Source organism: Microcoleus sp. Z1_B2 (assembly GCF_036700325.1).
Lineage (GTDB): Bacteria > Cyanobacteriota > Cyanobacteriia > Cyanobacteriales > Microcoleaceae > Microcoleus.
This window is the reverse complement of sequence record NZ_JAUBOQ010000001.1, coordinates 52,416-72,693: the sequence shown is the minus strand read 5'-3', so window position 1 is coordinate 72,693 and position 20,278 is coordinate 52,416. Positions and strand designations below refer to the sequence as shown.

Annotated in this window: 19 protein-coding genes; 10 read left to right on the top strand and 9 right to left on the bottom strand. The window is 45.8% G+C overall.

Features of this window, described 5'->3' with window-relative positions; all coding sequences use genetic code 11:
* Positions 1-93: 93 nt before the first annotated feature.
* The 3 genes from QT984_RS00300 to QT984_RS00290 all read left to right on the top strand — a co-directional run bounded on the left by QT984_RS00300 (position 94) and on the right by QT984_RS00290 (position 5,215).
* Positions 94-3,306, top strand: a complete 3,213-nt coding sequence (locus QT984_RS00300) for an EAL domain-containing protein (protein WP_333312917.1) — start codon at positions 94-96, stop codon at positions 3,304-3,306.
* Between the two features lie 103 nt (positions 3,307-3,409).
* Positions 3,410-4,999 (top strand): glycoside hydrolase family 57 protein, encoded by a 1,590-nt coding sequence (locus QT984_RS00295; RefSeq protein ID WP_333036521.1) that lies wholly within the window; start codon positions 3,410-3,412, stop codon positions 4,997-4,999.
* A gap of 54 nt (positions 5,000-5,053) precedes the next feature.
* On the top strand, positions 5,054-5,215 hold the full coding sequence (locus QT984_RS00290) for a hypothetical protein (RefSeq protein ID WP_333055636.1): 162 nt from the start codon (positions 5,054-5,056) through the stop codon (positions 5,213-5,215).
* Between the two features lie 43 nt (positions 5,216-5,258).
* Here QT984_RS00290 and QT984_RS00285 read toward each other — a convergent pair whose 3' ends face one another.
* Both QT984_RS00285 and QT984_RS00280 read right to left on the bottom strand, forming a co-directional pair.
* Positions 5,259-5,591, bottom strand: coding sequence for a type II toxin-antitoxin system PemK/MazF family toxin (locus QT984_RS00285; protein ID WP_333055635.1), 333 nt, complete (start codon positions 5,589-5,591; stop codon positions 5,259-5,261).
* Entirely contained in the window at positions 5,576-5,770 is a 195-nt protein-coding gene (locus QT984_RS00280; RefSeq protein ID WP_333055634.1) for a hypothetical protein, read from the bottom strand. The genes QT984_RS00285 and QT984_RS00280 overlap by 16 nt, the downstream gene beginning before the upstream one ends.
* 89 nt (positions 5,771-5,859) lie before the next feature.
* Between QT984_RS00280 and QT984_RS00275 the strand changes: the two genes are divergently transcribed.
* A complete protein-coding gene (locus tag QT984_RS00275; RefSeq protein ID WP_333055633.1) occupies positions 5,860-6,192 on the top strand; it encodes a hypothetical protein in 333 nt (110 codons plus the stop codon).
* A 470-nt stretch (positions 6,193-6,662) separates the two neighbouring features.
* Here the strand turns inward: QT984_RS00275 and QT984_RS00270 are convergent, their stop codons facing one another.
* Entirely contained in the window at positions 6,663-7,736 is a 1,074-nt protein-coding gene (locus QT984_RS00270) for a radical SAM protein (protein ID WP_333055632.1), read from the bottom strand.
* Positions 7,737-8,183: 447 nt separating this feature from the next.
* Here QT984_RS00270 and QT984_RS00265 point away from each other — a divergent pair, with 447 nt between their 5' ends.
* The 3 genes from QT984_RS00265 to QT984_RS00255 all read left to right on the top strand — a co-directional run bounded on the left by QT984_RS00265 (position 8,184) and on the right by QT984_RS00255 (position 10,886).
* On the top strand, positions 8,184-8,978 hold the full coding sequence (locus tag QT984_RS00265; protein WP_445242994.1) for an ABC transporter permease: 795 nt from the start codon (positions 8,184-8,186) through the stop codon (positions 8,976-8,978).
* 224 nt (positions 8,979-9,202) lie between these two features.
* The gene (locus QT984_RS00260) at positions 9,203-10,066 is read left to right on the top strand and encodes an aldo/keto reductase (protein WP_333055631.1); all 864 of its coding nucleotides are present in this window, start codon (positions 9,203-9,205) and stop codon (positions 10,064-10,066) included.
* 142 nt (positions 10,067-10,208) lie between these two features.
* A complete protein-coding gene (locus QT984_RS00255) occupies positions 10,209-10,886 on the top strand; it encodes a GIY-YIG nuclease family protein (RefSeq protein ID WP_333055630.1) in 678 nt (225 codons plus the stop codon).
* Between the two features lie 200 nt (positions 10,887-11,086).
* Here QT984_RS00255 and QT984_RS00250 read toward each other — a convergent pair whose 3' ends face one another.
* Entirely contained in the window at positions 11,087-11,935 is an 849-nt protein-coding gene (locus QT984_RS00250; RefSeq protein ID WP_333055629.1) for a DUF3598 family protein, read from the bottom strand.
* Between the two features lie 18 nt (positions 11,936-11,953).
* On the opposite strand from QT984_RS00250, the gene QT984_RS00245 reads away from it, so the two are divergent.
* Positions 11,954-12,763 (top strand): SAM-dependent chlorinase/fluorinase, encoded by an 810-nt coding sequence (locus tag QT984_RS00245; RefSeq protein WP_333372716.1) that lies wholly within the window; start codon positions 11,954-11,956, stop codon positions 12,761-12,763.
* Between the two features lie 101 nt (positions 12,764-12,864).
* Here QT984_RS00245 and QT984_RS00240 read toward each other — a convergent pair whose 3' ends face one another.
* The gene (locus tag QT984_RS00240) at positions 12,865-13,869 is read right to left on the bottom strand and encodes a site-specific DNA-methyltransferase (RefSeq protein WP_333055627.1); all 1,005 of its coding nucleotides are present in this window, start codon (positions 13,867-13,869) and stop codon (positions 12,865-12,867) included.
* A 171-nt stretch (positions 13,870-14,040) separates the two neighbouring features.
* Here QT984_RS00240 and QT984_RS00235 point away from each other — a divergent pair, with 171 nt between their 5' ends.
* Complete coding sequence (locus tag QT984_RS00235; protein ID WP_333055626.1) at positions 14,041-14,844, top strand: helix-turn-helix domain-containing protein; 804 nt, start codon at positions 14,041-14,043, stop codon at positions 14,842-14,844.
* An 82-nt stretch (positions 14,845-14,926) separates the two neighbouring features.
* Here the strand turns inward: QT984_RS00235 and leuS are convergent, their stop codons facing one another.
* The 3 genes from leuS to aat all read right to left on the bottom strand — a co-directional run bounded on the left by leuS (position 14,927) and on the right by aat (position 19,225).
* A complete protein-coding gene (leuS, locus tag QT984_RS00230) occupies positions 14,927-17,482 on the bottom strand; it encodes a leucine--tRNA ligase (protein ID WP_333372712.1) in 2,556 nt (851 codons plus the stop codon).
* A 368-nt stretch (positions 17,483-17,850) separates the two neighbouring features.
* Positions 17,851-18,531 carry a Uma2 family endonuclease gene (locus tag QT984_RS00225; RefSeq protein WP_333272435.1) on the bottom strand — a complete coding sequence of 227 codons (681 nt, stop codon included), beginning with the start codon at positions 18,529-18,531 and terminating at the stop codon, positions 17,851-17,853.
* A gap of 97 nt (positions 18,532-18,628) precedes the next feature.
* Positions 18,629-19,225, bottom strand: a complete 597-nt coding sequence (gene aat / locus QT984_RS00220; protein ID WP_445242611.1) for a leucyl/phenylalanyl-tRNA--protein transferase — start codon at positions 19,223-19,225, stop codon at positions 18,629-18,631.
* A 46-nt stretch (positions 19,226-19,271) separates the two neighbouring features.
* Here aat and QT984_RS00215 point away from each other — a divergent pair, with 46 nt between their 5' ends.
* Complete coding sequence (locus tag QT984_RS00215; RefSeq protein ID WP_190740107.1) at positions 19,272-19,601, top strand: hypothetical protein; 330 nt, start codon at positions 19,272-19,274, stop codon at positions 19,599-19,601.
* A gap of 199 nt (positions 19,602-19,800) precedes the next feature.
* Here QT984_RS00215 and rpsN read toward each other — a convergent pair whose 3' ends face one another.
* Entirely contained in the window at positions 19,801-20,103 is a 303-nt protein-coding gene (gene rpsN / locus QT984_RS00210; RefSeq protein ID WP_006633844.1) for a 30S ribosomal protein S14, read from the bottom strand.
* Between the last annotated feature and the right edge of the window lie 175 nt (positions 20,104-20,278).

Sequence of the window (20,278 nt, the reverse complement as noted above, 5' to 3'; positions counted from 1 at the left end):
TAAAAATAGCGAGATAAAATTAATAACAAAACTAAGTATAAAAAATTACTAGCAAAAACACAAATAACCAATTGAAAACCTCCCCAATACCTTATGTTAGATATAAATGAAACCAACTATCTACTAAAAATGGTAGCGGAATCAACATTAAACTTGTTGATTATCGAAGACATGGCAGAAGATATGGAATTAATAGTGCTCGCCTTAGAATCGGGAGGGGTAAATTTTAAGTGCGACACGGCAGAAACAGCAACAGAGTGCAGAAAACTGCTGGAAAATTGCCAGTACGATGCTGTACTCTCAGATTATCGCCTCCCCGGCTTCAACGGTTTAGAAGTGTTGAAATTAATGCAGGAATTAGGGCAAGACATACCCTTGATTTTAGTAACGGGAAGTTTGGGAGAAGAAGCGGCAGTTGAGTGCATCAAAGCCGGAATGACCGATTACGTCTTAAAAGGGCGGCTGTTTAGGTTGCCAACAGTCTTAGAACGATCGCTCCAAGAATACAAAATGCGACGCCAGCAACAAGAAGCGATCGCCCAAATTCAGCGGCAAGCGACTCGTGAAGCGATAGTCAACCGCATCGTTCAAGCCATGCGCTTCACCCTTGTACTCGACGAAGTGCTGCAAACCACCGCAGATCAACTGCACGAAGCTCTCGAAATCAGCGGCTGCGCGATATTGCAGCCAGATGCTGAGGGCAAGATCGGGATTCGCTACATGAGCTTAAAGGCAGCCGACAGAGAACGGGCGATCGGTCTAAATTGCGACTTTGCCCAACACTATCGCTTCTCCCTCGCCCGCGGAGAAACGATCGCCCTCGCCGAGTTATCGACTCTGAGCCCGGAACTGCAAGCATCAGCCCAATTTTTAGGGTTTCACTCGATCGCGATCGCACCGCTGCTATACCAGCAATCATTTTTGGGAGGAATTTGCCTCTACCAGTGCGATCGGGCCCGCTGTTGGACTACAGAAGAACTATCGCTAGTCAAAGCCATATCCGATCAGTGCGCGATCGCGATCCACCAAGCCGAACTCTACCAACAAGCCCAAACCGAACTGGCAGAACGCAAGCGCGCCGAAGCAGCAGTCTGTGGCATCCAGCAGCAGCTAGCCACAATGGCAGCCAACATTCCCGGCTCAGTCTACCGCACTGTGCTGCATCCAGATGGCACAATCTCCCTGCCCTACATCAGTCCGGGCGTGCGCGAAGTTACTGGGTTCGGGGCCGAAGAAGTGATTTCGCGCCCGGAACTCTTGACCGAAATCATCCATCCAGAGGACAAAAGCTCGTCTGACAGCCGCGTAGCAGCATCGAGAGCGAGTCTTTTGCCGTGCGATCGCCAGTACCGCATCGTTCTGAGATCGGGGGAGGTAAAGTGGGTGCAAGACAGCGCTAAATTTTCCAAAAACGAAAACGGCGACGTAATTATAGACGGAGTAGCCCTCGACATCAGCGATCGCAAACAAGCAGAATCAGCCCTGCGCCAAAGCGAACAGCGATTTCGCTCGCTGATTGAAAACGCCACAGACATCACGATCATTCTCGACGCCGCAGGAATCTTCCGCTACATCAGCCCTTCGGTTAAGCGAATTTTAGGGTACGCGCCCCACCAGGCGATCGGCCGCAGCGCCTTAGAAATAGTTCACCCCGACGACAGCGCTACGATCGCCGAAACCCTCCACAAAGCCATTGAAAACCCCAAAAGAAGCCAGTGCCCAGTTGAGTACCGAGTCCGCCACCGCAACGGTTCCTGGTGTTATGTAGAAGCTGTAGCCACCAACTTGCTCTACGATCCCGCAGTCGAGGGAATCGTGATTAACTGTCACGACATCACTCAGCGCAAACTCGCCGAAGAACAACTGCTGCACGATGCTTTTCACGACGCCCTCACCGGATTGCCCAACAGATCGCTATTTACCGATCGGCTCGAACACGCTCTGAGGCTGGCAAAACGGCGCAAAGACTACTCGTTTGCCGTGCTGTTTCTCGATTTAGATAGATTTAAAGTAGTCAACGATTCCCTCGGCCACGCCATCGGCGATCAATTGCTAGTATCGATCGCGCGGCGTCTGGAAGCTTGTCTGAGGCCCGGAGATACAGTAGCCCGCATCGGAGGAGACGAGTTTGTGCTGTTGCTAGAAGACATCGAGGGCATCAATGAAGCTAGCAGCATTGTCAACCGACTGCAAAAGAAAATCACCTCCCCTCTCCTTCTAGACGGACACGAAGTATTTATCACCGCCAGCATCGGCATAGCTTTGAGCTCTGGCGAATACCTGGAACCGACAACCCTGCTGCGCGACGCCGACACAGCAATGTACCGCGCCAAAGAACTTGGCAGAGCCCGACACGAAGTTTTCAACAGTTCCATGCACGCCCACGCTTTGCGACTGTTGCAGCTCGAAAACGACCTGCGGCGGGCGATCGAATCAATTAAAGAACCCGCCACAGAAGAAGACTTTCCCCCATCCCCCGAATCAGCCTTACCTCCCTTATCCGCAGCGCCCCAGTTTATTATTCACTACCAGCCGATCGTGTCGATCGCCACTAACACAATTACCAGTTTTGAGGCCCTAGTGCGCTGGCAGCATCCAGAACGAGGCTTAGTTTCCCCCGGCGAATTCATCACCATCGCCGAAGAAACCGGCTTGATCGTACCCCTGGGCCGCTGGGTACTTCGCACAGCTTGCCACCAAATCCGCCAGTGGCAGCAGCTATTTCCCAGCCACCCCCCGTTGAGCGTTAGCGTCAACATTTCTGTCAAACAGTTTTCTCAGCCAGATTTAATCGAATACATCGATCGAGTCCTCGCAGAAACTCACCTCGACGGCAGCAGTTTAAAACTAGAAATTACCGAAAGCGTACTTATAGAAAATTCTGAATCAGTAACAGCAATGCTGGTGCAGCTCAGAACCCGAAACATAGACTTGTGCATTGACGACTTCGGCACCGGCTATTCCTCGCTCTCCTACCTGCACCGCTTCCCCACCAATACCTTAAAAATAGACCGCTCTTTTGTTAGCAGGATGGGAGGTGAGTTCGATTTCAGTAAAGGAGGGATTGACCCCACAGAAATTGTGCGGTCGATCGTTACTTTGTCCCACAATTTAGGCATGGATGTAGTAGCCGAAGGAGTCGAAGAAGCATCGCAACTATCTATACTAAAAGGGTTAAAATGTGAGTACGCCCAGGGATTCTTTTTCTCAAAGGCAGTAGACTCTCAAACAGCAGCAGCCTTAATCCGACAGCAAGCAGAAAATCAGAATTTGCTGACATTTAGTTTGTTAGAGAAAGGTCATTAAAAAAACACGGCATTTTGTGAGTCCCGTTTCAGCATAAAATCTTAAAATATTTTAAAGCTGTCCCTAACAGGCGTCAGTTAATAACTACGGCATCCAAATCATTATGACTATTGGCTACCTCGCCCTCGTTCTCCACGCCCACTTGCCCTTTGTTCGCCACCCCGAAAGCGACTACGTTTTAGAAGAAGAATGGCTGTTTGAGGCGATCGCGGAAACCTATATTCCCCTGCTGCAAGTCTTTGAAGGCCTCAAGCGCGACGGCATCGACTTTAAAATTACCATGAGCATGACACCGCCCTTGGTGGCAATGCTGCGCGACCCCTTGCTGCAAGACCGCTTCGACGACCACTTGGCCAAACTCGAAGAATTAGCCGATCTCGAAATCGAACACAACAGCGGAAACGGCCACCTCCGCTATTTGGCAGAACATTACGCCGCCCATTTCTCTCAAGTCCGCAACTTTTGGGAAAAGTACGATCGAGATTTAGTCAAAGCCTTCAAAGAACACCAAGATACCAACAACCTCGAAATCATCACCTGCGGTGCCACCCACGGCTACCTACCGTTGATGAAAATGTACCCCGAAGCAGTTTGGGCACAAATTCAAGTAGCTTGCGACAACTACGAAGCAAACTTCGGCCGCCGACCAAAAGGCATTTGGCTGCCCGAATGCGCCTACTATGAAGGCTTAGAGCGGATGTTAGCCGACGCAGGCCTCCGCTACTTTCTCACAGACGGTCACGGCATCCTCTACGCCCGCCCGCGTCCCCGCTACGGCAGCTACGCCCCAATTTTCACCGAATGCGGAGTCGCAGCCTTCGGCCGGGATCACGAATCCTCGCAGCAGGTTTGGTCTTCCGAAGTCGGCTATCCCGGCGCCGCCGAATACCGCGAATTCTACAAAGATTTGGGCTGGGAAGCTGACTACGATTACATTAAGCCCTACATCATGCCCAACGGCCAGCGGAAAAATACCGGGATTAAATATCACAAAATCACCGGTCGCGGATTGGGTTTAGGCGATAAACAGTTGTACGATCCTTACTGGGCAAGGGAAAAAGCAGCGGAACACGCCAGCAATTTTGCTTTTAACCGCGAACGCCAAGTCGAACACCTCAACGGCATTATGCAGCGTCCGCCGATTATTGTTTCGCCTTACGACGCCGAACTTTTCGGTCACTGGTGGTACGAAGGGCCTTGGTTCTTAGATTACCTGTTCCGCAAGAGTTGGTACGACCAAAATACCTACGAGATGACGCACTTAGCCGATTATTTGCGGGGAAATCCGACTCAGCAAGTGTGCCGCCCGTCTCAGTCTAGCTGGGGTTTCCGGGGTTTCCACGAATATTGGCTCAACGATACCAATGCTTGGATTTACCCGCACTTGCACAAAGCTGCGGAACGGATGATTGAGTTGGGAAGCATGGAACCTGCAGATGAGTTGCAGTGGCGGGCTTTGAACCAAGCGGCGCGGGAAGTGCTGCTAGCTCAATCTTCTGACTGGGCGTTTATCATGCGTACAGGGACGATGGTTCCCTATGCAGTGCGGCGCACTCGATCGCACTTAATGCGCTTTCACAAGCTTTACGATGAAGTGAAAGAAGGGAAAGTTGATTCGGGTTGGTTGGAGAAGGTTGAGGAGATTGATAATATTTTCCCTGAAATTAACTATCGCGTTTATCGATCGCTTTAAGTCTCGTTTCCCCTTTCATCCTGTCCCCCCAGCCCTGCTTAAGGGAGGGACAGGATGTTAATTAAAATTATAGATGATGGGGCGATCGCCATGGGTGGAATGAGAGGGGCGAGCTTTGCTTGGGAGTGTGAGTGCGATCGCATTTTTGGTCTGGAAAGGTCGATCGTTCTTTATGTCTTTTTCTCAACGCGCAGGCGATCGCATAACACAATGTAGTCAAACAGCATTTTGAAGCAGAAGAACGCTTGACAAAAAAGAATTACTGGTGAATAATTTCAACTATCTTAGCGATCGCCTCGTTCAACTTCTCAGGTTTAAGCTTACCAGCTTTATCAAGTATAATTTCTCGATCGGCGGTAAACAAGCGGTTAGGTCTAATGTTGCTCGTTTGGTTAAGTCCGCCCTCGCTAAAATCACTACTTTCAAGGGTAATAGCATAGCGATCGGCGATTTTCTGGCTAGTAATTTGACAAAGAATTAGATCGTCTCCTGCCAAAGTTGCTATGACTAAAGCCGGTCGGCGCTTGGCTTGTGTTAAATCGGAAAATGGGAAAGGAACAACTATCACATCACCTTTTACAAATTCTGCCATGCTTCATCCTCCTCTGACTTTAACCAGTCTTTTTGCAAAGAAGATTCACTGAGCAGGCTTGCTTCTAACTTATCTTTATCATACTTTGCTTTGAGGAATTGCAAAAAATCCCAAACTTCTTCTAATATAAATTCTGGAATATTATCCACTTCTTTAAGGAGCAATTCTTTAGCATTCATGTCATTTACCTATAAAGACATAGTAACTGTTAATCTATGATAGCATCCTTGAGATTAACAGCGCTTAGTTGCGATCGCTCCCAATCTTCATGACCGACGGACAACCGCAAGCAGCCCGCCCAATTCTGGCTGACGCTCAATCCATCCTCGCTTACCTACCCGATCGCATCCGCATCGCCCTCATTACCGGCGCGGCGGCTATTGAGTATCCCATCGAAGCTTTCGTAGAAATGTCGATCGCACTTTATCTCTTTTTCTCAACGCGCAGGCGATCGCTTTTTGGTATGGAAAGGTCAGCGCGATCGCAAACAAATAGAATTATACAAGCAAAAGTAACAAGAAGAGAAAGATCGCGATCGAGAACAAATAGAAATCGGCAGGAAGAAGGAAGACAAAGAGAAAAAGCGATCTCCCCAACTTGAGAATATCATCTTTTTTGTCGAAACTGCGATCGGCGGCGGACAAATCTTTTGGGCCAGCTATCCCCTAATCAAAGCTAAACCCATTAAAGGGCAACCCGATTTTTTTCCTCCCGCTTCATCCCTTCACCGCGACGATTATCTGGAGTTGGCTTTTCGGTTTAATATTCGACCTGCTGATACTGACTATCCTGCCGCTAGCGAAAAAAATATCCCCCACAATCCTGCGACTGGTCAGGAAAATATTGCCCAGGTAAAGCGGTGCGTGACAGTCAATAGTAAACGGCTGCGGTACAATGATTTTTCACCATCACGCACCCTACGACTGATACAAAACATTGTATTCGTAAGGAAACGGCATTGCGGTGTCCTTTAGCCCAACCGAACGGGAAGACAATTCATCAAACAAAAAACCGGGTTTCCGATCAAACCCGGCTACTAGGAGTACAAGCGATATTAACACTGCTCAAACCTCAATTCTTTAATAACTTCATCCCCATTTTCACTTTGTCCAAAATCGTCTTTTGTGAGACACAAGTAATCAGACAAAGCTTGCCGCAATTCAAAGTATCGCGGCGGACTTCTTGAGCTTTTTCGCCGTACCAAATCTCGCGGGCACTGGCGTTTTTCACATTACCAATCACCGGAAACTCATCGCACAATTTCACATCGCCGCGCGTATCAATCCAGTAATTTCGCAGTCCAACGCGACAAGGACGAGTTGAATCAGGAGCTTTTTCTTCGGCAAAGTGAGGAATCATCAATCGCAACACTTCATCGCTGTTCATAATTGGAGCGCCGTTCTTCTTCATTTCAATTAGCCGCTCGATTACTTGTGCAAATTCCTCCATGTCTTCTTTTTCAATCCACAATTCCTCGTATGTTTCTGGCGTCCAGCGGTTGACCGGTTGGAAGTTCACCGTCGTCGCCCCAATTCCCTGAGCCCAGGTGACTATTTCCGGGAGGTGGCGGAAATTCAGTCGGTTCATTGTCGGTTTGACGTTGATCGGAAACAGGACGTTCTGTTTTTCTTGTTCTTCGCGCAGATAACCGATTCCTTTAGAAAGTCTGTCGAACAATCCCGGTTGACCCCGCAAATAATCGTGCAGTTCTGCATTCGGCCCGTCAACTGACATATTCACATTAAAAGGACGAGCAGCGACAGTTTTGGCTGCGTTTTCCCTGGTCATGCAATAGCCGTTGGTGGTGACGCCGGCGTGAATGCCATTTTTATTCGCAAAGGCCAGCAAGTCTAGAAAACCTTTTTTAATATAAGGTTCGCCGCCACTAAAGTTGATTGAAAATTCGCCCACAAATTCTTTGACGCTCAAGAGGGCATTTTGCCATTCTTCGATCGTCATTTCGTCTTTATATTCTTTGAGCCGCCAATACTCGCACTGCCGGCATTTTACATTGCAGCGCTCGTTGACAATCCCGTAAAAAGTGACTGGGCTTGTCACGTCGTATCCTGTATTGATCCGCAGCGATTCGGCTACTGCACTCTTGGTGTGCTTGACGCCCAGTCTCGATAATGTTAAAGCATCCATGTCTTTTTTTCCTTACGTGTTGTTAGCTAGGTCAATTCCTCGATCCCTTTTTTGTGCGTATAATTACGCATTACTGATTACGTATTCCTTTTGAGTACGTATGCCCCATCCTAAGTGTTCCGTTTGGGTATGGCTAGATGTTTGTCAAATATTTATAATATTAAGGCTTGTAACATATTAGTATTTTTAATCACTAAGTCGATATTTTCTGTGAAAAAATGAAGTTGGCTTAAAAATTGCCAAAGTATATGAGCTTAAGATTGACTTTGATTAATAATTGTAATTTGTGTTTAAAATTGGTTAAATAACTTAACACTTTTTCTCAATAGAACTACTTAAGTAAGCAGTATCAATAATTTATTGTTATAGTCAAATGAGCAGCCTGTACAGCAGCTAACTTCACACAAGCTTTACAATATGGGAATTTAAGTATTTACCCGGCAAAAAATGGCGACAAACATGGGACGATATTTGCACGTACTGAAATTGTTCTGGGGTGCGGCGATCGCAGCGGAACTAGAATACCGAATCAACTTTGTCCTCGCGGCCATCAGCAGCCTCGGAAATCTTGCGGGCAGCTTGTTTGGGCTATTTTTGTTCTACCGTACCGGTTATACGTTTTCTGGGTGGAAATGGGAAGAAGCCTTAGTTGTACTAGGCATTTTCACGATTTTGCAGGGGTTTTCGTCAACGTTTCTAGCACCTAATCTCAGCCGTATTGTCGATCGAGTCCAGCAAGGTACTCTCGATTTCGTACTCCTCAAACCCATCAGTTCCCAATTCTGGCTATCTGCAAACACAGTTTCGCCTTGGGGAATCCCAGATTTAATCTTGGGCACTGTATTGTTGCTGTATGCTGCCAACAAATTGGGAGTAGCAATCGGCAACTATTTTTTAACAGCAATACCGCTGTTCTTCGGAACTATTACTCTTTACAGTATATGGTTTATGTTAGGGGCAACCAGCATTTGGTTTGTGAAAATTTACAATGTTACCGAAGTTCTCGAAGGATTGTTAGAAGCGGGTAGATTTCCCATGGCAGCTTATCCTGCTGCTTATCGATTTTTCTTCACTTTCGTAGTTCCCGTTGCCTTCTTGACGACTGTGCCAGCAGAAGCCATGCTGGGGAGAGGTGAAATCGTTTGGATCGCAGGGGCGGGAATATTGGCGATCGGGCTGTTATTGTTCTCCCGCTACTTCTGGCAATTTGCACTCCGCTTTTACACCAGCGCTTCCAGCTAGTTAAGCTGGTAGGTAAGCAGCAGCACATCTAGAGTGTCTATTAGGTTTGAGAGGGAGAGGATTTGACACGGGGGAATAGGGAATTGAAATATAAATTTTCCAGGCAAAACAGCTTATCTAAAAAATATTTGTTTCTATTTACTTAGATAGTTAAATAAATGTAAGATTTCAACTTATCCTGGAAATGTAAACTGGAACTAAACCACGCAAACGAAGGGAAACCAATGAAAAGAAAAAAACTGGGCAACAGTAATTTTACTATCAGCGCGATCGGTCTTGGAGGTATGCCAATGTCCTTAAGCGGCAGGCCGCCCGAAGATCAATCAATTGCGGTAATCCACCGCGCCCTCGATTTGGGTGTCACCCTTATTGACACCGCAGATTCCTACTGCCAAGATCAATCCGACAAACACCACAACGAGCACCTGATTGCCAAAGCTTTGGAACAGTATAGCGGAGATGTTAGGGCCGTTACTGTTGCCACTAAAGGCGGCTTAATGCGGCCTCAAGGTGCTTGGACGCGGAACGGCAACCCCCACCATTTACGCAAGACAATTCGCGAAAGTTTTGAAGCATTGGGCGGCAAGGAACCGATCGACCTTTGGCAATATCACTCACCCGATCCCGCTTATACCATCGAGGAAGCCCTAGCACCTGCAAAAGAAGCAGTAGAAGCAGGAATGATTCGATTTATTGGAGTTTCCAACTTTTCTGTAGAGCAGATCAAACGTGCCCGCGATACAGTAGAAATTGTCTCCGTGCAGAATCAATATAATCCTTGGCACAGACAGCCCGAATCAGACGGCGTTCTGGAATATTGCGAAACAGAAAAACTGACATTTTTTCCCTGGAGTCCTTTAGGAGGAAGCCGCCGCGCCACAAGCTTGCAAGATATGCCCGCGATCGCCAAATTAGCCGCAGAAAAAAACGTTTCTGTTTACTGTATAGTATTAGCTTGGTTGATGGCAAAATCGCCCTGCATAGTTCCGATTCCCGGTGCGACCAAAGTATCGAGTATTGAGGACTCTGTGCAGGCGCTCGAAGTTAAATTGACTGACGAGGAATTGCAACAAATTGCCGTAAGTTAAGTAGGTAAGGGCAAAAAAAACAATAGAACAGGCAAGATGCCTGTTCCACAAAGAGAACTTAATTGTGGGGTGGGTTGAAAAACCCGCCCCTGAAAGTGGGATTTAATGAGTAAAGTTGACATTTTTTGAGGAATTGAATTTAATGGAAGCTAATCAAGTGAATGCCGATCGAGACGTAGCAATTGAACATCAAAACGTACCTGTCGCCCATGAAGGACTGCACAACTTTTTATACAGTTCCGACTCAGAACACAGCGCAGCCGCTGCTATTTCTGAATTAGAAAATGACGGCACGCAAGTAATGTCGATCGATACGTGGCGCGATTTGGCAACTAACGCGAAAGTCGCCGGCGTTTACGCTGTAATGGATATTTCCCGCAATACTCAGTTTATCGGTTATTCGCGAAATATCCTGCTTTCAATCAACGGTCACATCGCCCAAAACGGCGTCGAAAATTGCGCTTTCCTGCGCGTGCAAACTTTCAAATTCCCGAAGCGGGAAGAAATGGAAAGTTTGCGGGATGCTTGGATAGCAGAAATTGGCAGCCTTCCACCTGGAAACGGTGCTGAAAGCGAAATGTGGGCGGCTACGGTAGGCCAAGCAGCGCGCGCTGCTATGTCTGCTGAGGAACAAAAAGCTTATGAGGAAAAGAAACTGAAATTGCGGAAAGCAATGGCAGATTCCACTCTTACCAAAGAGTTAGAAACAGCAGCCAAAAATGACGGCGAACAGGCTAAGGATTTGGAAGCGGCTGTTAACAATGATGATTGGAGTGCGGTGATTCACTCGCAAACCCAGGAAACAAAGTCCGGCGAATAACATTCGCGAAAATACCCAGATTGGTAGGGGCGGGTTCGCCAAAGTTTATATCATCAAATAGCAGAATTAAGCAACCCGCCCCACCCATCCGAGATACCGACAAACCTTTTCCGCAATCAGAATTTATTGGTTGGGTGGGGCCGGGTTTATTAATATTTGGGAGGGAATTAAAAATTGTTGGTGAACCCGCCCCTACAAAATTAATGACTAACTTTTCGTTCAGTAACTAAAGTCAAACTTACCCATTCACCCCGCTCATCGTAACTGCGAATCATCCGAAACCGCAAGTCAGTTTCTACCAACCAACCAGCCTCGAAAAATATAGGTTTTCTGGATTCAATCTTGACAGGGAGAGTGCAAGAACCGCCGTCAGGAAGCAGCACAACTTGCACCGACGAAGCACCTTCGTTAAAATTTAATACAGAACCGTCAATGCTGGCGCTAGAACTGATAACAGTACCATTACTGCCAAAAGTAATTTTTTGAATTAGGCGATCGCCACTTTCCAAATGCAATTGTAAATTGGTAGAATAGGAATCAGGAGAACGCGAATCTGGATACATTGTCACGGCCTCGCCCTGCCACTCTCCCAGCAAAGCCTCAACAGTTAAAGGCGGACGTTCGGGGACATTTTTATCAAGCTGCTTTTCCCGAATTAAGGTAAGTGTTGATAAATAGCCGTCGGTATTGTAGAGCTGAACGAAGCGCAACCGGCGATAATTGTAGATAAAACCAAACTCGGCACCGCACTCAGAATAAGGCGCTAGTTGAATAGTTCCCTGACAAAAAGCTCCATTCTCAAAAAACAAGATATCCCGTCCCAAACCCTGATATTCTCGAACAAGTTCGTTCACTTCCGGTTCGCCGACACCGCTGGGATTTGGGGAAAACCGACGGAGTTTCAATCGCACATTTTTGTTGTCATTGAAACCTTCGAGAGAAATAATGCTAGGAGTATCTTGAAGTACCTCTCCTCGCGTTGATAGCTGAGTGAAGGAACCGTGCCATTCTCCCAAGTTTTGCAGAAAGTTTTCCCACTGCGCTACCATATTCTTACCTTTGGATATATGTCTAAAAATAGAATTATAACTCTACTGACGGATTTTGGATTAAGCGATGTTTATGTGGGAGTGATGAAAGGTACGATCGCCCAAATTAACCCCCAACTCAAAGTTATTGACATTACGCACCAAATACCATCTCAAAATATTGCGGCCGCGAGGTTTTGTTTGATGACTGCTTTTGCTTATTTTCCGCCGGAAACCGTACACGTTGCTGTCGTCGATCCGGGTGTGGGAAGCAAGAGACGCCCGGTTGCGATTAAATGTGCTAATTGCTGGCTTGTCGGGCCGGATAACGGGTTGTTTAGCGGGGTGTTGAGTCGGGAAAGTGCGATCGCATCTGTCGAGCTCACCAACCCCAAATACTGGCGATCGCCTCAACCCAGCAGCACTTTTCACGGTCGCGATATTTTTGCAGCAGCGGGCGCTCACTTGGCCAACGGGGTGGCTTTGGAAGACTTGGGAGAGGCGATCGACCCTGCGAGTTTAGTGCAGTTAGAGATACCAAATTGTGCCGTTACAGCCACAGGTATAGAAGGCTGCATTCAATATGTCGATCGCTTCGGCAACCTAATTACTAATATCCCGAATAATTGCATTATAGGTAACAATTGGTCATTGACAATTAGCAATAGTTCTGATGCAATTCGCATCCCCAGCGGTAAAACCTACAGCGACAGCGAACCGGGCGATTTAATTGCCATAACTGGTTCTGACGGTTGGGTAGAAATTGCCGTTAATGGCGGCAGCGCTCAATCAGTATTAAAATTGGAATGCGGAGCGATCGTGCAATTGCTTTTTGACACAAACAATTAAAACCATCTTTTTCAGTTTCTCTCTGCTGGAAATTGGTTCGTGTAGAAGCGATTTCAATATACTGTTTAATATCTGAATAAGAATTTGACTATTTAGCCAAATTAACAACAATAATTATTAACTTCAAAAAGGAGCCTATTTTGAGGTAAAATCACTCCTGATGCTTCCTCAGTTAACAATTGGTTGTATATTGTATCCGCTTCCCCAAAAGATTCTTGAGGCAAAAATCTAAATATTGATGCAGCAACATATTGTTTTTCTTTTTCACAGCTTATCCAGTTTCTTGATAATTGTTCTGCTGCATAACCCGTAGTATTAGAACCCGAAAAAATATCTACTACCAAGTCTCCCGGTTCAGTAAGAAAATTTATAAAAAATGACGGTAATCTTTGGGGAAAACGTGCCGGATGCGCCTTAACATTAAACTCTTTGCACCAACGCAAGTATTGAGAATTACTTTCCGAATTAGAAATTTCTAGCAAATTAGATGGAATAGCACCTCCATTATCTTTGGAAAATCGATCGCTAATATTGTGACCGGAAGGACGTTCTTTGGGCGTGTAAAATTCATCAGCATTTTTCAAAAGTTTTTTCATTCTCTCAGAATACTCTACTTTGACTTTAGTAATATTCGCTTGAGGTTGATTGGTTTTGGAAAGCCACCAAACAGTATTCACAGAATCTTTTGCCCGGATTTTCTTTTTATTCACCCACTCTATAGGAGATGGAAGTTTTGAAGGATTAAACCAGAAAAATTCCTGAGCAAGTTTAAATTCATATTCGTCACATAATCTAATAAGTACCCGGTAATTATACAGCGACCGTACAGGTATTCCTTTCTGATAAGCACCTCCAAGGTCTATAACAAAACTTCCAGTATCCTTAAGAACTCTTTTAATTTCAGGAGCAAAGCCCAGCAGCCAATCAACATATAAATCTTGATCTTCATTTCCATAACTCTTTTGGCGTTGCAATGCAAAAGGAGGGGATGTAATCACCAAATCTACAGAATTGCTAGCAAGACTATTCAGGAGATGAAGAGAATCTCCCAAATAAGATTGACCGTATTGGGTGGTGTAAATTGGGGCGGGCAAAATGTTACTCATGCTTAATTTAGATTAGTTTAAGGTACAACAGACACAGCCTACTGTCATTATATCAAAATCCGTACTCTCAGTCTTACTAAATCCGTACTTTCAGTACGTTGTTTTGTGTGTAAATTCTTCGTACCATTCAAAAAACGAACTTTCAGTTCGTTTTTATGAATTGTGAGGGGTATGAATTACAAAGAAGCCAGACAACAATTTGCGGCCAAGGTAAGTCAGTTACGCAGAGAAAAAAGGATGACACAGGACGAGTTAGCAGAACTCATAGACAAGACTACTGACTATATCAGCTTATTGGAACGCGGTGAAAGATCGCCATCCTTTGAAGTTATTTTCGCTCTAGCTGAAGCGCTCGATGTACCCGCTACTTATTTAATCAGTTTTAGCCAAAGCGGCGAGAGTACAGCTCTCATTAGCACCCTAATAGCTGAACCAGTTTCTCCGTCAGTTGTAGAGCCTGTTGAAGAGGCTGTTACCACGGAAGCAGAACGCATTTCAGATGCTAAACGGCTAGAAAATGCTATGAAAAGCATCCAAGAATTGCAAAATCTGGCTAGTGAATATGGTATTGCGGATATTTTTCAAGATAACGGGGGAAAGACTTTACAGTTATTAATCCTTTTAGGGTTGCGGATATCACCTGGACGTGAAGGAAACGATGCTATTGATGCTGAAGGAAAAGAATACGAACTTAAAACAATAAATATTGCTCTCAATAGAAGCGGTGGGGTCACTACTCACCATCATTTGAATGAAATTATACTTAACAAGTATCGCAGAGTAGAAGCTTGGTATATTGGACTGTATGAAGGCATAACTCTCAAAGAGATTTATAAACTTACACCGGAAATGCTGGAACCTAAATTTAAAGAATGGGAAGAAAAGGTGAGGCTAAGAAACGAGCCGCTAAACAATCCTAAAATTCCCTTAAAGCTAGTAAAAAAAGGGCAACTTGTCTACTCTTACAGTAAATAATAGTTGCCCGATAGTGTTTAAAGGGGATTAGGTTGTGTTTGTCTAGAAACGATACGTTGCCTACAGGTAGCGACTTTTACACTCAAGCTACCACGAAATTCACCAACTTTCCAGGCACCACAATTACCTTTTTAATCTCCTTACCTTCCAGGTGACGCTTAGCCAATTCCGACTCGCGAGCAAACTTTTCCAAAGCAGCTTTATCCGCACCTGAAGGCACTTGAATTGTGCCGCGAGTCTTGCCCATAACTTGAATTACCAGCGTAATTTCATCGGTAACTAATGCAGATGGATCGACAGTCGGCCAAGTTTGCGTATGCACCGATTCACTGTTACCAGTATTGTGCCACAATTCATCAGCAATATGCGGCGCAAAAGGCGCTAACAAGCGAATCAAAGTGTTAATTCCTTCTGCATAAATTGGCGAATCTTTACATTTAGCATCATTCAAAGCATTGCTGAGTTTCATCATTTCCGAAACAGCAGTATTGAACTGATAATCGCCCTCCAAATCGTCGCTCACTTCCTTAATTGCAGTGTGAATCGCCCGCCGCAAATCCTTCTCAGGTTTACTTAAAACCTCTTTCTCCCCCCCTTCGCAAGGGGGGGCTGGGGGGGGTGAACCAAACTCTGTAACCACGCGCCAAACGCGATTTAAAAAGCGAAATTGCCCTTCCACATCAGCGTCGTCCCACTCCAAATCCTTCTCTGGGGGCGCTTTGAATAAAATAAACATCCGCGCTGTATCTACCCCATATTTGCCCATAACTTGCAAGGGGTCAACGCCATTGTATTTTGATTTGGACATCTTCTCGTAGAAGACTTCCAAAGCTTCGCCAGTTTGAGGATCTTTGGGATTGGCGGGGTCTATATCTGCTGGGGGAACGTATTTGCCAGTAACAGGATTTTTATAGGCCATTGCTTGCACCATGCCCTGAGTTAACAGGCGTTTAAATGGTTCGTCACAATTGATCAAACCCCGATCGCGCAAAACCTTGGTAAAGAACCGCGAATACAGCAAGTGCAAGATTGCGTGTTCGATGCCGCCGACATATTGGTCTACTGGCATCCAATCATTTGTCTTCGCAGTATCGAAGATTTGCTCTTGATTTTGAGCATCGGGATAGCGCAAGAAATACCACGAAGAATCGATAAAAGTATCCATCGTATCTGTTTCCCGCTTCGCCGCAGTGCCGCAACTCGGACAAGGAACGTTTACCCATTCTTCCATCTTTGCCAAGGGCGAACCTTTGCCAGTAAATTGTACATTTTCCGGCAACAATACTGGCAAATCCGATGCGGGTACGGGGACTGTTCCGCAGGTGGGACAGTGAATTACGGGAATTGGAGCGCCCCAATAACGCTGTCTAGAAATTAACCAATCTCTCAATCGGTATTGGATGCGGGCTTTGCCATAACCGGAATTTTCGGCATGGTGAATAATCGCTGCTTTGCCTTTAATTGAATCCATGCCGTTGAAGCTTTCGGAATTAATCATAATTCCTGGTTCGGTGTAAGCTTCGGTCAAGGGCAGCTCATCATCATCCACAATTACTACTTTAATTGGCAGTTGATATTGATTGGCAAATTTGAAATCTCGCGTGTCGTGGGCTGGTACTCCCATGACTGCGCCGGTGCCGTATTCGTACAGCACATAATCGGCTATCCAAATGGGAATTTCTTCGCCGTTGAAAGGATTGATTGCTTTGCCGCCTGTGGGGATGCCGCGCTTGGGTTTGTCTTCGGCTGTGCGATCGATCTCGCTTTGGGCGGCGACTTCTTTGATGAAGGTTTCTACGGCCGCTTTTCTGTCTGCGGTTGTCACGCGCTGAGTTAGTGGATGTTCCGGCGCTAAAACAACGTAACTGACGCCGTAAACTGTATCGGGACGTGTGGTGAAAACGGCGATTTTTTCATCCATGCCGACAATCGGAAATTCTAAGTAAGCGCCGACTGATTTGCCGATCCAGTTGGCTTGCATTAATTTGACTCTTTCGGGCCAATCTGGCAATTTGTCTAAGTCGTTTAATAACTGTTCGGCGTAATCGGTAATTTTGAGGAACCACTGCCGCAATAATTTGCGCTCGACTTTGGCACCGGAACGCCAGGAACGACCTTCGTTATCTACTTGTTCGTTTGCTAAGACTGTTTGATCTATGGGGTCCCAATTAACTGCCGCTTCTTTTTGATATGCTAATCCTGCTTCTAAAAATTGTAAGAAAATCCATTGAGTCCACCGATAATAATCGGGAGAACAAGTTGTAACTTCTTTTGTCCAATCAAAGGAGATGCCGAGACGGCGAAATAAGCCTTTCATTTGGGCAATATTTTCATACGTCCATTTTGCCGGGGGAATTCCGCGCTCGATGGCGGCATTTTCTGCGGGTAAACCAAAAGCGTCCCATCCCATCGGATTCAATACCCGATAACCTTGCATTCGCTTGAGTCTGGCAATTACATCAATAATTGTGTAGTTGCGGACGTGGCCCATGTGCAGGTTTCCCGACGGGTAGGGGAACATGGATAAGGCATAAAATTTAGGCTTTTGGGTATCTTCTGGCATCTGGTCTAAGTTTTGCTCAGCCCATGTCTGCTGCCATTTTTCTTCTATGGATTGGGGGTTATATCTGGAATCCACAACAATTGCTCCGTGTAGGCTTTAGTAATGTTTGCTTCAGTATTTTTACACATTCAAGGGGCTTCGATTCTGATTTTTCTGAGCGCCAAGGATTTTGGCTCGAATATCTGTATTATATATTGTAGTATAGGTAATTTGAGCTGGGGGGCGATCGACCAAATATCCCGGTTCGCCCTGAAAAGAATAAGCCTTACGCACGGGCGGTCAGAAACCGGGTTTTTACCTGAGAAGACGCGTTACCGTCTGCAAAACCGCAAAAAACCCGGTTTCTTTTGTCTTGATTAGTCCTGGACTAAAAGAATAAATAACCGCAATCCTCAGAAACCCGATTTGTTTGAGAAATCGGGTTTCTTAGCATTTATTCCGGCTTAAATGCTATCTGGATCGATGTTCATTTCCCGCAGTTTGGCGGCTAAACGTTCGGCTCTTTGAGATTCTTGTTCGGCTCTTTGAGATTCTTGTTGTAAACGCTGGCGATATAATCCCCGCTGTTCTTCTAATTCCGCATAGGAAAGAAACTGTTCGCCATCAGGTCTATAAATTTCCAACCTATCTTCTACCAACTCAAATCGCACACCCAATCTTGGACTTATCCATCCCTCCATCGGTTCAATTACTTCTAAGATTCCCTCAATTCTTTGCCAGCCTTCTAATTCATTTCTTTCGGGATCGTAAACGTAATACTCCTCAACTCCATGACGCTGGTAAAATGAAAGTTTCTTATTCATTTTGGTTTGGCGGTCGTTATGGGAGCGAATCTCAAAGACGACTTGAGGAGCAATATTGTCCTCTCGATATTGTATGTAAGAAGGCCGCTCGCCCTTTGGTCTGCCAAACACCACCATCGTATCAGGTGCTTGAGAAATATCGGGTCTGCCCTCAACCGGATACCAGAGTAAATCGGCTGCTACAAAAACGTTTGGGTCATTCTTAAACAGCGATTCGCAACCTTCTTTGATTGTGACAATTAATTTGTATTGAATTGTGCTATCTGCCATCGGCTGACCGTCGCTGGATGGATAAATAATTTCTTCGGTTGTGACTTGCATTGTGGTTGTCTCCGAGAAGTATCTGAGCTGAATTATACTATTGTTTGAAGCAGCTACTGGGGTCGGAAACGGCACTGCATTTTCCCGCATGACATATTCAAAATAGCGTGCAGCGGCGCTTCAAAGCTGCTTGCAAAAGAGTGTTGTACAGTTTTTCCTTAACAGTATAAGCTCCGAATCTTTCCAAGTGCGGGTTGTTCATTTGAGCGTCGAAAAGTAGATAAGATCGATCGCGCAATCTCTCCACCAACTTCACCATCGCCACCTTAGAACCTTCGGGAATTCGGTAAAACATCGACTCCCCAATAAACGCACCGCCGATCGACAATCCGAGAATACCGCCCGCCAATTCGTCGCCGCACCAAGTCTCGAAGCTGTAAGCCCAACCGGCCTCATACAAACCCCAGTAAATCTTCTTGAGCTCCTTAGAAATCCAAGTCGTTTCGCGATCGGCACAACCCTCAACCACCGCCCCAAAATCGCGGTTCACAGCCACCGAAAATCGATTTTGATTGATTTGGCGACGCAGGGATTTCGGATAGGTAAATCTTTCATCCAGGGGAATCAGCGCCCGCTGTCGGCTGGAATACCACCCCAAACTCTCCTCGCCGTCATTTGCCATCAAGAAATAGCCTTGCGCGTATCCTTGTATAATTGTCGGTATATCATATTGCATATATTTATCAGTTGTCATTTCTCAGTTAACTTTTCAAAGTCAACATTAGCAATTAGGAATAATTATGTCTGAAACCATTGAACCTATTACCTTACCGCCCGCCAAAAACCCCGAACAAGAAGGCCAATGGCTCCAACAAACGCTGCTGGCATGGCTAGACTCCGAGTTTATCCCAGAAGCAGCCAACCAGCAAATAGCTAAAAGAGCTGCCCAAATCTATGTCCGCCAGCGCATGGAAGGCGAAAATGACGTGGGCAGCCTCGTAATTGCGATCGTCACCGAAATGCAGGCCTATGATTTTTCTAAAAGCTTCTACGGCGAATTTGCGATCGCCAACGCCGTCAGCGACTTGTTACTCGAAAGTCTCGGCATCGATAAATGCTGTGGCCAGTGAAGCAAGAAGGAGGAAAATTTAACTCATAAGTCTGAAACAAGAATCAACCCCAAACATAATCTTGCCGATTATTTATAAGTTTTTTTCCTTCTTCCTTCTTCCTTTTTCTTTAGAATAAATCTCCAGAAACACGACAATTTCAGAAAAACATCATCCGTATATCCGTGTCATCATCCGTGTCGTGCCTTCTTTCTTCCTGCTACCAGCTAGACTTCACAACACCGGGCAAAAGACCTTCGTGAGCCATTTCTCGCATCATGTTGCGAGACAGTCCGAAGTCACGATAGTAACCTCTGGGCCGTCCAGTTGCCCAGCAGCGGTTCCGCAAGCGAGTCCGCGAACTGCTGCGGGGTAGCTGTTGTAGTTGGCGGTGAATCGCCATTTTGTCCATCTGATTGTTAGCTTGGTCAAACTGGTCTTTCAGGTCTTCCCGCTTGTCGGCGTACTTGTCTACGAGTCTCTGGCGCTTTTTCTCGCGCTCGACCATGCTCTTCTTAGCCATAATCTGTTGATATCCTTAGATTAATCACAATCTACTATTTTACTATATTTTGGTGATTTCGGATCGCTTTTATTTGAATTATTTCTTTTGTCAACAAGATTTTTAGCAACAGGCAAGATGCCTGTTCCACAATAACTCTACATTTTTAGCAACAGGCAAGATGCCTGTTCCACAA